At 63.9% G+C, this 13843-nt stretch carries 13 protein-coding genes; 8 read left to right on the top strand and 5 right to left on the bottom strand.

The features are described from left to right. Positions 1-200 precede the first annotated feature (200 nt). The 4 genes from ABIC03_RS30890 to ABIC03_RS30875 all read left to right on the top strand — a co-directional run bounded on the left by ABIC03_RS30890 (position 201) and on the right by ABIC03_RS30875 (position 4012). On the top strand, positions 201-950 hold the full coding sequence (locus ABIC03_RS30890) for an ABC transporter ATP-binding protein (protein ID WP_354063674.1): 750 nt from the start codon (positions 201-203) through the stop codon (positions 948-950). Beyond that, a complete protein-coding gene (locus ABIC03_RS30885) occupies positions 947-2473 on the top strand; it encodes a permease (RefSeq protein WP_354063672.1) in 1527 nt (508 codons plus the stop codon). Before ABIC03_RS30890 ends, ABIC03_RS30885 begins: the two co-directional genes overlap by 4 nt. 109 nt (positions 2474-2582) lie before the next feature. After that, positions 2583-3395: an MBL fold metallo-hydrolase gene (locus tag ABIC03_RS30880; RefSeq protein ID WP_354063670.1), complete on the top strand. Its 813-nt coding sequence runs from the start codon at positions 2583-2585 to the stop codon at positions 3393-3395. 65 nt (positions 3396-3460) lie between these two features. Beyond that, positions 3461-4012: a hypothetical protein gene (locus ABIC03_RS30875; protein ID WP_354063668.1), complete on the top strand. Its 552-nt coding sequence runs from the start codon at positions 3461-3463 to the stop codon at positions 4010-4012. On the opposite strand, the gene ABIC03_RS30870 is transcribed toward ABIC03_RS30875, so the two are convergent. Continuing rightward, on the bottom strand, positions 3975-4928 hold the full coding sequence (locus ABIC03_RS30870) for a LysR family transcriptional regulator (RefSeq protein ID WP_354063666.1): 954 nt from the start codon (positions 4926-4928) through the stop codon (positions 3975-3977). The two genes, ABIC03_RS30875 and ABIC03_RS30870, sit on opposite strands and share 38 nt — an antisense overlap. Before the next feature lie 126 nt (positions 4929-5054). Here ABIC03_RS30870 and ABIC03_RS30865 point away from each other — a divergent pair, with 126 nt between their 5' ends. Both ABIC03_RS30865 and ABIC03_RS30860 read left to right on the top strand, forming a co-directional pair. Continuing rightward, positions 5055-6014 (top strand): Bug family tripartite tricarboxylate transporter substrate binding protein, encoded by a 960-nt coding sequence (locus ABIC03_RS30865; protein WP_275170756.1) that lies wholly within the window; start codon positions 5055-5057, stop codon positions 6012-6014. A gap of 114 nt (positions 6015-6128) precedes the next feature. Further along, positions 6129-7247: an amidohydrolase family protein gene (locus ABIC03_RS30860; RefSeq protein WP_354063664.1), complete on the top strand. Its 1119-nt coding sequence runs from the start codon at positions 6129-6131 to the stop codon at positions 7245-7247. Between the two features lie 13 nt (positions 7248-7260). On the opposite strand, the gene ABIC03_RS30855 is transcribed toward ABIC03_RS30860, so the two are convergent. Next, entirely contained in the window at positions 7261-7716 is a 456-nt protein-coding gene (locus ABIC03_RS30855) for a cupin domain-containing protein (protein WP_275170752.1), read from the bottom strand. A 235-nt stretch (positions 7717-7951) separates the two neighbouring features. Here ABIC03_RS30855 and ABIC03_RS30850 point away from each other — a divergent pair, with 235 nt between their 5' ends. Beyond that, entirely contained in the window at positions 7952-8506 is a 555-nt protein-coding gene (locus ABIC03_RS30850; RefSeq protein ID WP_275170750.1) for a hypothetical protein, read from the top strand. On the opposite strand, the gene ABIC03_RS30845 is transcribed toward ABIC03_RS30850, so the two are convergent. Both ABIC03_RS30845 and ABIC03_RS30840 read right to left on the bottom strand, forming a co-directional pair. After that, positions 8507-9763: an aminopeptidase gene (locus tag ABIC03_RS30845; protein ID WP_275170748.1), complete on the bottom strand. Its 1257-nt coding sequence runs from the start codon at positions 9761-9763 to the stop codon at positions 8507-8509. 113 nt (positions 9764-9876) lie between these two features. After that, positions 9877-11238, bottom strand: coding sequence for a class-II fumarase/aspartase family protein (locus tag ABIC03_RS30840; protein WP_354063661.1), 1362 nt, complete (start codon positions 11236-11238; stop codon positions 9877-9879). Positions 11239-11669: 431 nt separating this feature from the next. On the opposite strand from ABIC03_RS30840, the gene ABIC03_RS30835 reads away from it, so the two are divergent. Beyond that, a complete protein-coding gene (locus tag ABIC03_RS30835; RefSeq protein WP_275170744.1) occupies positions 11670-13229 on the top strand; it encodes a winged helix-turn-helix domain-containing tetratricopeptide repeat protein in 1560 nt (519 codons plus the stop codon). Positions 13230-13272: 43 nt separating this feature from the next. Here ABIC03_RS30835 and ABIC03_RS30830 read toward each other — a convergent pair whose 3' ends face one another. Further along, positions 13273-13695 carry a GFA family protein gene (locus ABIC03_RS30830; protein WP_275170742.1) on the bottom strand — a complete coding sequence of 141 codons (423 nt, stop codon included), beginning with the start codon at positions 13693-13695 and terminating at the stop codon, positions 13273-13275. Between the last annotated feature and the right edge of the window lie 148 nt (positions 13696-13843).

Raw genomic sequence — 13843 nt, 5'->3', positions numbered from 1 at the left:
AGTCGCTACGCAGTCGTTTCGCTGCGTTCGCGCTATTCGTCCCTTCGCCAATTCAGCCTGAACCGCCAAGCGCTGTCAACAAACGGTGACTTGCCATTAGTCCAATCCGGATGACGGAATTTGCGGCAGCGCGATTCACCGTGCCGAAACATCTTCGGGGCATGGTCGCGAGCGATGCAAAACCGCAAGGTGTGGCCGTGATGAAGCGGGACGACTCGGCGCTCGAAGTCATGGGGTTAACGAAGCGTTTTGACCGTCTGGCGGTCGATAACCTCGATCTCACCATCCATGCCGGCGAATTCTATGCGCTGGTCGGCCCCAACGGCGCCGGCAAGACCACCACTTTGCGCATGGTTGCAGGCCTTTTGCGGCCCGATGCCGGCGCGGTCTCCATCTTCGGCATCGATGCGCTCGAAAACCCCGTCGCCGCCAAGCAGGTGATGGCGTGGGTCTCCGACGAGCCCATGATCTACGACAAGCTCACGCCGCTCGAATATCTCGAATTCGTGGCCGGTCTGTGGGGCATCGCACCATCGGCCTCGGAACCGGTCGCCGCCGAGCTCCTGAACTCGCTCGGGCTCGAGCCGCACCGGCACGAACGCTGCGAGGGTTTTTCCAAGGGCATGCGCCAGAAGGTCGCGCTCGCCGGCGCACTGGTGCACGATCCCCGCCTCATCATCCTCGACGAGCCGCTGACGGGACTGGACGCCGTCTCCGCCCGCCATGTCAAGGGACTCCTGAGCGAGCGCGTCCGCGCCGGCTGCACCGTCATCATGACCACGCATATCCTCGAGGTCGCCGAACGCATGGCCGACCGCATCGGCGTGATCGCAGCCGGCCGCCTGGTTGCCGAAGGCACGTTGACCGAGCTGCGCCAGCAAAACGGGCACGCCGATACCAGCCTGGAAGATCTGTTCATCGCGCTGGTGACGCTGCAGGAAGCCGCATGAGCTCGGCCACTGCGCTGTCCTGGTTCGCCCGCCACGAGCTCCGGCTCGCCTGGCGCGAATGGCTCGCCATGATGACCGGTGGGCGGCGCAAACGAACGCGCGCCGCGGTGATCGGCCTGCTGTGTTTCGCGGCGCTGCTGCACGTACCGGCCTGGGCGGTGATCGGCCGCTTCGCCGACCTGCAATTGCCGCTCGACAAATCCTCGCTGATCGTGATTTCGGCGACGATTTTTCTCGCCTGGACGTTGATGCTGTCACAGGCGATCGAATCGGTGACGCGGGTGTTTTACGCACGCGCCGATCTCGACCTCATCATGTCCTCACCTGCGACGCTGGCCAATCTGTTCTCGGTGCGCATCGCCGCGATCGCGCTCACCGTCACGGTGATGGCGCTGCTGTTCTCGACACCCTTCATCGACGTGCTGGTGTTCGGGGGCGGCGCGCGCTGGCTTGCAGCGTTCGGCGTCGTCGTTGCCATGGGCCTGTCGGCCGCAGCGATCGCGATCGCCGTCACGATCCTGCTGTTTCGCTTGATCGGTCCGGCGCGGACACGGTTCGTCGCACAGATCCTCGCCGCGATCATCGGCGCCGGCTTCGTGATCGCGCTCCAGGTCGCGGCGATCATGTCCTATGGGACGCTGTCGCGCTTCACCATCCTGACCTCGGGTAGCTTGGCCACTTATGCGCCCGATGCCGACAGCATCTGGTGGTGGCCGGCGCGGGCGGCGATGGGGGACGCCGAAGCACTGATGCTGCTCCTGGCGCTCGGGCTCGTGCTGCTCGGAAGCGTCATGGCGATCTTCTCGGGCCGCTTTGCAGATACGGCGATCGATGCCGCCGCCTATGGCACGTCCGGCCGTCGCAGCGCGAAGGAGCGCCCGTTCCGCGGCGGATCGCGGCAGCATGCCCTGCGGCGCAAGGAATTTTCGCTGCTCTGGCGCGATCCCTGGCTGATCTCGCAGACGCTGATGCAGCTGCTCTATCTGGTGCCGCCGGCGCTGCTGCTCTGGCGCAACTTTGCCGACAGCTCCGCGGCGCTGACGCTGATCACGCCGGTCATCGTCATGGCGGCGGGTCAACTCGCCGGCGGGCTTGCCTGGCTGACGATCTCGGGCGAGGACGCGCCCGACCTGGTTGCAACCGCGCCGCTGACGCCGTCCAGCGTCATCCGCGCCAAGATCGAGGTGGTGCTGATCGCGATCGCCGTCATCTTCTGCCCGCTGATCGCGGCGCTCGCGTTCGCCTCGCTGTTCCAGGCCGCGGTCAGCGCCGGTGCGGTCATCGTCAGCGCGGCCTCCGCCACCGCCATCCAGCTCTGGTTCCGGGTGCAGGCCCGGCGCAGCCAATTCCGCCGCCGCCAGACCTCGTCGCGGCTTGCGACCGTCGCCGAGGCGTTCTCCTCGATCGGCTGGGCTGCCAGCGCCGCGCTGGTGCTCACGCTCCCCATCGTCGGTCTCGTCAGCGGCCTGATCACCGCGAGCCTCGTCGCCATCACCTGGAAGTTCAGCCCGCGGCGGGAGTAAGAATGGGCGGCGTGAGGGTGCGACACTGGCGCGCTGTTGATCGCGCGCTGTTGGCCACGCGCTGCATTGCACGCTAGACTTTCCCCTGAAATTCATCGGGGATGGATACATGCGGCGACTGGTTTCGGCGGTTCTGGCGCTGTTCGGCGCATTCCTCTCACCTGCTCTCGCCCAGCAGCCCCAGCGCAGCGAATGCCTAGCGATGGCGAATGCGGCACCCCGCGTGACGGCGGTGGCGTTCCGGCAGGCCGCAGCCCCGGCTGAAGTCCAGATTACCTATGCGGGCCATTCGACCTATTTCATCGACACGCCCGGCGGCTTGCGCATCGCCACCGACTATAGCGGGGCCTACCAGGTGGGACGGCTGCCCGATGTTGTCACCATGAACCGGGCCCATAGCACGCATTACTCTTTATATCCCGACAAGCGCATTCCTCGTGTGCTGCATGGCTGGGGCGAGGACGGCAAGCCGGCGATCGTGTCGGAGCGCATCGGCGACACCTTCATCCGAAACGTCACCACCGACATCCGCCGCTATTTCGGCGACGATTCCGGCTCCGACATGATCCGTGACGGCAACTCTATCTTCATCTTCGAGGTCGCGGGTCTCTGCATCGGCCATCTCGGCCATCTTCACCACAAGCTCGACGACAGCCACTTTGCCCAGATCGGGCGGCTCGACATCGTGATGGTACCGATCGACGGCACCTACACCATGTCGCTCGACGGTGTCTCCGAGATCACCAAGCGGCTGCGGGCCTCGGTCGTGCTGCCGATGCACCGCTTCGCCACCCCGCTCGACGAGTTCATGCGCCTCATTGGCCAGCAGTTCGAGATCGACCAGCGCATAGAGCGAAGTTTCCGGATGTCCCGGGATGCGTTGCCGTCGAAGCCGACCGTGATCATCCTCGACGGGGTGTGACGCGCAATTTTCTCCAAGTCGGCTGCCGCCCGGTCGTGCTGATCTCCTGAGCATAGGAGATCGACATGACCGACTTTGCGAGATTATTGCACGCGGACGGACCGAACCCCGAGCACGCGGCGGCGCTCCAGCTTTATGGCCGCTTCGTCGGCGATTGGGATGCCGAGATCACCGCCCATGAACCCGATGGAACGAAACACTCCGCGCCCGGCGAAATCCATTTCGGCTGGGTGCTGGAGGGCCGCGCCGTGCAGGACGTCTGGATCATTCCGCGCCCGGCCGGCAGCCCGGCCTTGCCGATCGCTGGCAATTGGTACGGCACGACGCTGCGGGTCTACGATCCGACCATCGATGCATGGCGGATTTCCTGGTTCGATCCCGGCCGCTGCATATTCCGCCAGCAGATCGGCCGTCCACGCGATGCCGACATCGTGCAGGAAGGCACGACCGAAGCCGGCGACCTGACGCGCTGGAGTTTTACGGAGATCACCGAGGATTTCTTCCACTGGCTCGGCGAGGTCAAGCCGGCCACCGCAACCGATTGGCGGCTGGTGGTGGACGTGAGAGCGAAACGGCGGACTACTTGCGAACGGACCGCGATACTCGATTGGGCTTGATGCTCTGCACAACAGGCGCAACCGACTGTGCGAACAGCTGGGCCACCGGACTGAGCGACCGATCCTTCAGAGCGATCAGGCCGATTGCGCCGCGCGTGGTCGGCAGCCGGACATCAACGGCGGTCAATTGCGGGTGCTCGTTCGGTGTCGTCAACATCGCGCCGGGATGAATGCCGAGAAAATTGCCGTTGCCGACGAGGACGCTCAGTGAATAGGTGCACGCCGTCGTCACAGTCGCCCGCGGAAACTCCAGGCCTTGCTCCTCGAAGGCACTGCGCATGATTCCGGTGAGAAAGCCCGCCGGGGGCGGAAACACCCACGGTTCGTGGATGAGATCGGCCAAGGCAACGTTGCGCCGCCGAGCCCATTTGCTGCGTTTGCTGCAGAGGACAACCAGCTCGTCGTGGAACAGCGTTTCAACCCTGAGATCGTCGTTGCCGACCATCGATGCGAGCCGGCTGATGACGATCTCTACATCGCGCTGGCGCAGTTGGCGTAGCAGAACGTCGGTCGGGCCGACCGTCAGCTCGAATCTCATGCGAGGATAGCGCTGCACGAGCCGGTTAAACACGGCGGATGCAACTGCCGACATCGGCGGCGTCGTGCCGATCCGCAACTCACCCACTTCGGGATCTGCGAGTGATGCGATCTCGCTTATGCCGTGCCGCAGCTCGTTGAACACGACGGCGCTGCGCTCGAGCAGCGCCCGGCCGTAGACCGTCGGCGTCACACCTTGCGAAGACCGATCCAGCAGCGGCACGCCGACAACATGCTCGAGTTCCGAAATCGCGTACGAAACCGCAGGCTGGGTTATCGCCAGATGCGCGGCCGCCTTGGCCATGCTGCCGGTCTCGGCAGCCGCCTGAAACACGTGAAGGTCCCGCAGCTTGATCCGCTTGTCGGTGGTCCGGTCCACGCAAGACCCCCATCAATAGATTTTATTGCGTCATAAGGAGAACCAGAGTTCATTTATGCACCATTCTGGCGGACGGTCTATGGGGCAAGGCACCAAGCCAGCATCTCCATCAACCGGTGGCACTCCATGCGTGTAGTCCAAATTGCATTGGCAGCAGCTCTCAGCCTGATCCTGCCCAATGCCAACGCGCAAAACGGTGAGTCCACAATCAAGATTGTCTTGCCGTATCCGGCCGGAGGCGTGGGCGACGCAGCCGCAAGGATGATCGCCGAGTCCATGCGCACACGGCTCAATCGGCCGGTGATCGTTGAGAACAAGCCGGGCGCGGCGGGGCGCCTCGGCGTGCAATTGGTCAAAAATGCTCCTGCCGACGGTAGCGTCCTGCTGTTCACGCCGATTGCACCAATGGCCATTTTCCCTCACGTTTATGACCAGCTCGCTTACGATCCCGAGCGGGATTTCGAGCCTGTCTCCCAGGTCGCGACTTATGATCTCGCCATAGCGATTGGCGCGAACGTGCCTGCCAAAAGTCTCAAGGAGCTGGTTCAGTGGTTGAGGGGGCATCCTGATCAAGCCGCCTACGGAACTCCGGCCGCAGGATCATTGCCGCACTTCTTTGCCCTGCTGTTTGCAGGCCACACCGGCCTCGATCTTCGTCACGTCGTCTACAAGGGCAATCCGCAAGCGATCACCGATTTGATTGGAGGTCACTTGCCGATGTTCTTCACTTCGACGCAAGATCTCGTCGAGGCTCACAAGGCCGGGCGCATCACTGTTCTCGCTACGTCCGGCCGCGCACGTTCGACGGCCCTGCCCGACGTGCCTACGTTTTCGGAAAGCGGATATAGCATCCGAGGGGAGGGCTGGTACGGCATCTATGCACCTTCAAGGACGCCCCCTGAGGTCATCGCACGGCTGAATGGAGCGGTGGTCGAAGCTGTACGTTCTCCAGAGTTTAGCAAGGGGCTAACGCCTCTTGGGATCCAGCCCACCGGCACTTCGGCTCAGGAATTCTCGCGGATCCAAAAATCCGACTCCGACTTGTGGAGCCCCGTGATCAGGGCCTCGGGTTTCAAGCCGGAGTAGAAGTTCCAAGCCGCGCGCGTGGCTTCGGGAAGCGCGTTGCACGGAACGCGCTGCTGCGTGTGACAACCGGTGCTAAGCTCCTTGCACCAAAGCCAATGAGGGGAGCGCACGTCGATGGCTGCAAGCGGTCTGCTCGCCAACACGAGCGGGCTATTCGCCGAGCCGCGCGAGGACTGGCTCGCGTTGCATCAGGAGGAGATCATCGATCCCTTACGGCCGATCGTCGATCCCCATCACCATCTCTGGAATCGCGGGCACCGCTATCTGATCGAGGAGATGGCGGCCGATATCGCCTCCGGCCACAACGTCACCGCCACCGTCTATGTCGACTGCCGCTCGATGTATCGTGCGCACGGGCCCGAGGCGTTCCGGCCGGTCGGCGAGGTCGAGTTCGCCAATGGCGTCGCTGCGATGAGCGCGAGCGGCGGTTACGGCAAGGCCGCGATCTGCGCCGGCATCGTCAGCCACGTCAATCTGCTGCTCGGCGATGCCGCAAAACCGGTGCTGGAGGCCGAGATCGCGGCAGGCAACGGTCGCTTCCGCGGCATCCGGCATTCGTCGGCCTGGGACCAGGATCCTGCTGTCGCCGGCATGTATGCGAGCCGACCGCAGGGATTGCTGCAGGACCCGACCTTCCGCAAAGGCTTCGCCTGTCTGGCGCCGCTGAACCTGAGCTTCGACGCCTGGCTGTTCCATCCGCAGATCGGGGAGCTGACCGAGCTCGCCCGCGCATTTCCCGGCACCAGGATCGTGCTCGACCATTGCGGCGGCCCGGCCGGAATCGGCCGCTTTGCCGGGCGACGCGAGGAGGTGTTTCCGCAATGGCGCGCCTCGATCCAGGAGATCGCCAAATGCGAGAACGTGGTGGTGAAGCTCGGCGGGCTTGCGATGTGCCTGCTCGGCTACGACTTCCATTTGCGCGAGAGGCCGCCTTCATCCGAGGAGCTTGCCGCGGCCTGGCGGCCTTATGTCGAAACCTGCATCGAGGCGTTTGGACCCAAGCGCGCGATGTTCGAGAGCAATTTCCCGCCGGACAAAGGCCAGTGCAGCTACCAGGTGATCTTCAACGCCTTCAAGCGTATCGCGGCGCCGTTGAGCGAGACCGAGAAAACGGCGTTGTTCTCGCAGACCGCGACCGATGTCTACCGGCTCGAATGCCGTCATGACGAGAACAGGGGCCGGGATGTTGATCCCGGCCCCTGTTCCATCGTGACCGCTGGGAAGCGTCCTTGAAACTGATTGAACTCTAACCGGCCCCCATCAGCGAGGCCGGACGGCGCTCGCCGGTGGAGACGAAGATCTTCTTGAGCTTGTTGACGACCCGGATCAGGAAGCCGATCATCACGGGATTGGTCTTGCGGCAGAAGGCGATCTTCTTGACGTGGCCTTCGACATGCCATTTGGCATGCGCGCCGTCGCGGAAGAAGATGACGTCGCCCGGGCCGTAGCGCTTCGGCGGCATGCCGTCGCTTTCGAGCACGATCGATCCTTCCATGATCATGATCGTCTCGTCGATATCGTAGTACCAGTTGAAGCGCCCTTCGGTGCAAGCCCAGATGATGGTCGAAGCGGTGCCGTCGGCGCTGGTGGACAGGATGTGCGAGCGCGACACCGGATTGCCTTCGATAATCCAGGACGGCTCGATCGGCCGCAGCTCAAGCTCTACATTGCAACTACTGATTTCAATCAATGTGCGCGACATCTGTTTCCTTAGGGGATAAAATATGGCCTGCCCGGGTCTCGGCCCGGATTGTTCAAAGATGGCGGGAACGCTAGTAGCCGGTTTTTAATTCTTTCTTACGCGGGGCCAGACAATCAGCCGCAAGTTGCAGACGCGAAACGGTTAACGTCCCAATTTCCCTGCGATTTCGCGCACATGAACCCTTCTTTTCCGGGGTGCGACAAAGTGCGCGAAGCACCTGAAAGGAGTCATGCCGATGCCCCTCACCCCGGAGGTTCTCGCAACCCAAGGCGAGGTCGTCGCCTGGCTCGGCAGTCTCGATGTCTCCTTCGCAACCGACGAGGAGCCCTGGTTCACCGTCGACGGCATCGAGAGCCCCCGGCAGATCGGCAGTGACGGCTCCGGCGGCGCGTTCGTGCTGCTGCCTTCTCAGAATGTGCTCTACGTCTCATCGGAAGGCCGCGCGGGAATTATCGCGGAGAGTTTCGAGGCCTTCGTCAGGCTCGTCGTGGCGCGCCCCTACTGGCTCGACATCCTGAAATTTTCCGCCGGCGGTGACCTCCATGAGATGCGGCGGGCGGCCGACGCGCTGGAGGCGACACTCGAGGACGAGGACGACGTCAACGAGGCACGCGAGGAAATCCGCGGGGGTCTCGACCTGTCCGAGGCGAATGATCCGGTCGGTGCGCTCTACGACGCGGTTGCGGCCTCCGACGCCATCGTGCGAGCCACCGACGGCAGCCCGTTCACGACGCTGTTCAACCGCTTCAGCATCGACAACAGCCCGATGCTGCGCAACGCGGCGGCGTAGTTACTTCGCCCATTCGCCCTTGCGAAACACCGGCACTTTGCTGCCGTCGGCCAGAATGCCGTCGATGTCGGTCTCGGCCGAGCCGATCATCCAGTCGATATGGATCAGGCTCTGGTTGCCGCCTTGCGCTGCGATCTGCTGCGGCGTGAGCTGCGCGCCGTTGACGAAGCACTTCGAATAGCACTGGCCGAGAGCGATGTGCGACGCAGCGTTCTCGTCGAACAGCGTGTTGTAGAACAACAGCCCGCTCTGCGAGATTGGCGAGGAATGCGGCACCAGCGCCACTTCGCCGAGACGCCGCGCGCCCTCGTCGGTATCCAGCACCTTGTTCAGCACCTCCGCGCCGCGCGAGGCCTTGGCGTCGACGATCCTGCCGTCCTCGAAACGCACTGCGATGTTGTCGATCAGCGTGCCCTGATAGGACAGCGGCTTCGAGCTCACGACATGGCCGTAGACCCGCCGGCAATGCGGCGTGGTGAAGACCTCTTCGGTCGGGATATTGGCGTTGCAGCTGATGCCGTTCTTGGATAGCGAGGCGCCTCCCTCCCATTCATGGCCGTCGGCAAGCCCGATCGTGAGGTCGGTCCCCGGCCCTGAATACTGGAGCGCGCGGAAACGCTGGCCGTTGAGCCAGTTGGTGCGCTCGCGCAGCACCGCGTTGTGGCTCGCCCAATTGGCCGGCGAGTCGTCGCGATCGACGCGGGACGCCGCGAAGATCGCGTCCGCGAGCTTGCCGATCGCGACCTCTTCAGGATCGTTCGGAAAGACTTGCTTCGCCCAGGACGGGCTCGGATAGGCAATGATGTTCCAGTTGGTGTCGAAATTGACGATCTTTTCCAGCGCCGGCTGATAGGCCATGGAATTGGCCTTGCTGGCGCGCGCGACCTTGGAAGCATCTTCGCCCGACAGCAGCATCGGATTGTCGCCGACGATGGCAAGACGGGCGGTGTTGTTCGAGAACGCCTTGGCCATGCCCTCGTAGAGCCAGTTAGCGGCACGATCGAAGCTGTCGTCGTGGCCGTGGCGGTAGCGCGCCAGCGTCATCTCTTCGTCGGAGAGAATGGGCGTCACGATGCCGGCGCCGGCCTTGTAGGCATGCACGGCGATCCGCCGCACCAGCGGCAACGCGATCGCAGGTGCCGTCAAGAGCAGATCCTGGCCCGGCCGCAAGCCCAGGCCCACCTTCACCGCCACCTCGGCCAGCCGGTCGAGCTTCACGGGATCGATGGGAGTGGAGGTGATGCGTTGATCAGTCATGCCGGATCCTCTGCCGAACGTCTTTCGCTCAATTTAAGTCTAGCATCGCGAGACACAAGTGCGCGAGTGCCTTGCGACACCCCAAAGATACGGAGTTTCACGCATTTTGGTTTTCAACGTGTTGCCGATTTCAGCACCCGGTCGACCATGGCGGGAGCAAGGCCGAGGTAATTTTTCGGTGATGTCAGCGCCTCGATCGTGGCGCGGTCGATTCTGGCAGAGACGCGGGCGTCAGACGACAGCGCGTCCGCCAGTGTAAGACCATTCTCATTGGCGAGCCGGCAGGCGTCATAGACCACGTCGTGCGCCTCCTGCCGCCCGATCTGCGGCGCGAGCCCCATCATAACGGCTTCGGCCACGATCAGACCGCGGCTGACGGCGAGATTCTCGTTCATCTTGCTTTCGTCGACGATAAGGCCGGCGAGCGCGAACTTCGCCTGGTGCAACGCGCCGGCGGTCAGCACGAAGCTCTCGGGGATCGCCATCCATTCGGCGTGCCAGGGCCCGGTGGCGCGCTCGAAATCCTGCACCATGGCATCCAGCATGAGGCCGGCGTGCTGGCGCACCGCCTTGGACGCCGCGAGCATCAGTTCCGAGGAGATCGGGTTGCGCTTCTGAGGCATGGTCGAGGAAGCGCCGCGTCCCTTGACGAAGGGCTCGTAGACCTCGGCGAATTCGGTCGAGGCCATGATCATGATGTCGAGCGCGATCTTGCCGAGCGAGCCGGTGACGAGCGCCAGGAAATTCACGGCCTCGGCAAAACCGTCGCGTGCGACGTGCCAGGTCGAGGCGGGAACGCCGAGCCTCAGTTCGGCGCAGAGCGCCTCCTGCACCTCGAAGCCCTTGTTGCCGAGCGAGGCCAGCGTGCCGGCGGCGCCGGCGAACTGGCCGACCAGGACGCGCGGCTTCAACTCACTGATCCGCTCGGCGTGGCGGTCGAACATCGCGAGCCAGATCGCGGTCTTGTAGCCGAAGGTGACCGGCAGCGCCTGCTGGAGATGGGTGCGGCCCGCCATCGGCGTTTCGCGGTAGCGCCTGGAGAGGTCGGCGAGAACCCCGCGCAGTGCGGCGATGTCCTGCTCGACAATCTCGAGCCCGGCGCGCAGTTGCAGCACCACGGCGGTGTCCATGATGTCCTGCGTGGTCGCACCCCAATGCACATAGCGGCCGGCATCGCCGCATTGCTTCACCATCTGATGCACGAGCGGCAGGATCGGATAGCCGACGACATCAGTCTCCTGCCGTAACAGATCGAAATCGAGCGCGGCAACGTCGGTCCGCGCCGCGATCTGATCGGCGGCATCCTGCGGAATCACCCCGCACTTCGCTTCCGCCTTCGCCAATGCCACCTCGACCTCGGCATAGCGCGCGACAGTCGCGACATCGGAAAATACCTCCCGCATCTGCGGCGTGCCGAAGGCATCGCGGAACAGCATGGAATCGAGCACGGTGGTCGAGGCATGAAAAGCGGGCATGGGCGTTTCTTCGTGGTTTGTGTCGTGTGAAGGTCGCAGCTTACGCACACGGAGCTGTTCGGCAAATGGACATTCACCGCTCATCACACATTCGATGCCGTCGCGAAGGCCATGACAACGTGGGAAGCTGCCGCACGCCATTGCCTCAACACCGTCATTGCGAGGAGCCCTCGCGACGAAGCAATCCACGCTGTCTCCGCGGCGACAGGCTGGATTGCCTCGCTGCGCTCGCAATGACGTGAGGAGACCGCGACAATCCGGCCGAAACCGCCACATTCTAACCCAGGTTGCATTCCTCCCCGTAAATCGCATGGCTGCCATCACGCGATCGTGGTGAACCGGACAGGCCTCTCGGCGGACTTATAGAGATCAGCCGAAATCCATTTTGATTTCATCATTGCCCGATGTCGTCTTGAGGCCTGAGTTTCGACGTGCAGTTTCTGTTCCGGGATCACCTACTCGATACCGACTTGCGCGAGCTGAGCCGCGAGCAGGTTCCCGTTGCCGTGGAGCCGCAGGTTTTCGATCTCGTCGTCCACCTCATGGAGAACCGCGACCGGGTGGTCAGCAAGGACGAGCTGATCGACAAGATCTGGCACGGGCGCAGCGTCTCCGAATCCACCCTGACCAGCCGGATCAATGCGGCACGCAAGGCGGTCGGCGACAGCGGCGCGAGCCAGGCGCTGATCCGCACCATCTCGCGCAAGGGTTTTCGTTTTGTCGGCGACGTCGAGACCAAGCGTGGGGCGACCGCGCCGGAATCCGGTTTTGGAGCGAAGCTTCTGCAGGCCCCGCTGCCGCTACCGGACCGGCCGGCGATCGCGGTGCTGCCCTTCACCAACATGAGCGGCGACCGCGAGCAGGATTATTTCTCCGACGGGATCAGCGAAGACATCATCACCGCGCTGTCGAAGCTGCGCTGGTTCTTCGTCGTCGCGCGCAACTCCTCCTTCGTCTACAAGGGCCGCGCGGTGCTCATGAACGAGGTCGCGCGAGAGCTCGGCGTGCGCTACGTGCTCGAAGGCAGCGTGCGGCGGAGCGGCGATCGCGTGCGTATCTCCGCACAGCTCAACGACGTCTCGACCGGCAGCCATCTCTGGGCTGAACGCTACGACCGCGAGCTTGCCGACATCTTCGCTGTGCAGGACGAGATCACCGAGGCGATCGTCGCCGCGATCGAGCCGCAGCTCTATACCGCCGAGAGTTTTCGCGCCCAGCAGAAGCCGCCGGGAAGCCTGGATGCCTGGGACCTCGTAATGCGCGCATTGTCGCATTACTGGCGCATCACCCGCGACGACAACGCCGCCGCGCAGGGACTGCTCGAAAAGGCCGTCGCGCTCGATCCCGCCTATGGCAAGGCGCTCGGCCTGCTCGCGACCAGCCACATCTTCGGCGCGCATATGGGCTGGTCCGACATGGCCCCGACCGTGCCGGTCGCCGAGCGCGCCGCGCTCGCGGCCGTGGAGGCCGATCGGGAGGATGCCTGGGCCCATCATGGCCTCGCTTATACCTATCTATTCCGCCGCCGCTTCGACGATGCGTTGGCGGAATTCGAACTGGCGCTGAACCTCAATCCGAACTTCGCGATGGCGCACGCCTTCTACGGCGTGACGCTGTGCTACGCCGGACGATGGCAGAACGGCGATGTCGCCGCGCGCCGCGCGCTACGGCTGAGCCCCCGCGACCCGCTCGCGGCGATCTATTGCGGCGTCGCGGCCTATGCCCGGTTCATCGGCCGCGATTACGAAGGAGCCGCACAGATGGCGCGCGAGTCGATGCGGCAGCGCGCCGATTTCGTCGGCGCGCATCGCGTGCTGACCGCCGCCGCCGGCATGTCGGGGGATCCCGCGCGCGCGGCTTGCGCCCTGGAAGGCTTGCGCCGCGCCCAACCGGGCATCTCGCTCGCTTGGATCACGCGCGAGCTGCCGATGCTGCGGGACGAGGATCGCGAGCATTACCTCGAGGGATTGCGGCGCGCGGGGATGAGATAGCGAATTTCTCATCTCCCGCTTGCGGGAGAGGAGAAGAGGGTCGCTACTCCTGCATCATCTCGCCGCTGCCGCCGAACTCCGCCGGAAAATCCTTGAGCTTGGGCAGGCCATCGCGCATCGGCAGCACCGTCTCGGCGTAATTGACGTGGACGCCGGGCGCGAAGGCGAGCGTGGGGATGGTGGCGGTGAAGACGTCGACCAGGCCAAGCGGCGGATGGTTGGTCATGAGATGGCCACCGCACTTCTTGCAATATTTGCGCTGGCTGAGCGGCGTCTTGGTAAAGGTCTCGACATTCTCTGCACCTTCGGTGATGCGCACGGCTTCGGGCTTCCACAGGCTGAACGCGTTCACCGGACCGCCCGACCACGAGCGGCACGAGCGGCAATGGCAATAGCCCATCGCCTCCGGCGCGCCTGTGGCCTCGATCGTGACCGCGCCACAGAAGCAGTTTCCGACATGTTTCATTGGGTCGTCTCCGTTGATGAAGGTTTGAATTTCTCTCTCCCTGCGCCCGTTTGCCGATAGCTCGGCAAAACGGATTCGGGGGCGCGACGAGCTTCGCTCGCAAGGATAGCGTCGGGGTGAGGGGGATTCACCCCGAGATACGTTGCAG

Source organism: Bradyrhizobium sp. RT6a, assembly GCF_040547675.1.
In the GTDB taxonomy this organism is placed as follows: domain Bacteria; phylum Pseudomonadota; class Alphaproteobacteria; order Rhizobiales; family Xanthobacteraceae; genus Bradyrhizobium.
This window is presented reverse-complemented; position numbering and strand designations above follow the sequence as displayed.

What these genes read in the sequence shown, in the direction of transcription:
- ABIC03_RS30865 (WP_275170756.1), top strand. Translation starts at nt 5,055, where the DNA reads ATGCGTGTAGTCCAAATTGCATTGGCAGCAGCTCTCAGCCTGATCCTG.
- ABIC03_RS30875 (WP_354063668.1), top strand. Translation starts at nt 3,461, where the DNA reads ATGACCGACTTTGCGAGATTATTGCACGCGGACGGACCGAACCCCGAG.
- ABIC03_RS30885 (WP_354063672.1), top strand. Translation starts at nt 947, where the DNA reads ATGAGCTCGGCCACTGCGCTGTCCTGGTTCGCCCGCCACGAGCTCCGG.
- ABIC03_RS30850 (WP_275170750.1), top strand. Translation starts at nt 7,952, where the DNA reads ATGCCCCTCACCCCGGAGGTTCTCGCAACCCAAGGCGAGGTCGTCGCC.
- ABIC03_RS30845 (WP_275170748.1), bottom strand. Translation starts at nt 9,763, where the DNA reads ATGACTGATCAACGCATCACCTCCACTCCCATCGATCCCGTGAAGCTC.
- ABIC03_RS30890 (WP_354063674.1), top strand. Translation starts at nt 201, where the DNA reads ATGAAGCGGGACGACTCGGCGCTCGAAGTCATGGGGTTAACGAAGCGT.
- ABIC03_RS30880 (WP_354063670.1), top strand. Translation starts at nt 2,583, where the DNA reads ATGCGGCGACTGGTTTCGGCGGTTCTGGCGCTGTTCGGCGCATTCCTC.
- ABIC03_RS30855 (WP_275170752.1), bottom strand. Translation starts at nt 7,716, where the DNA reads ATGTCGCGCACATTGATTGAAATCAGTAGTTGCAATGTAGAGCTTGAG.
- ABIC03_RS30830 (WP_275170742.1), bottom strand. Translation starts at nt 13,695, where the DNA reads ATGAAACATGTCGGAAACTGCTTCTGTGGCGCGGTCACGATCGAGGCC.
- ABIC03_RS30840 (WP_354063661.1), bottom strand. Translation starts at nt 11,238, where the DNA reads ATGCCCGCTTTTCATGCCTCGACCACCGTGCTCGATTCCATGCTGTTC.
- ABIC03_RS30860 (WP_354063664.1), top strand. Translation starts at nt 6,129, where the DNA reads ATGGCTGCAAGCGGTCTGCTCGCCAACACGAGCGGGCTATTCGCCGAG.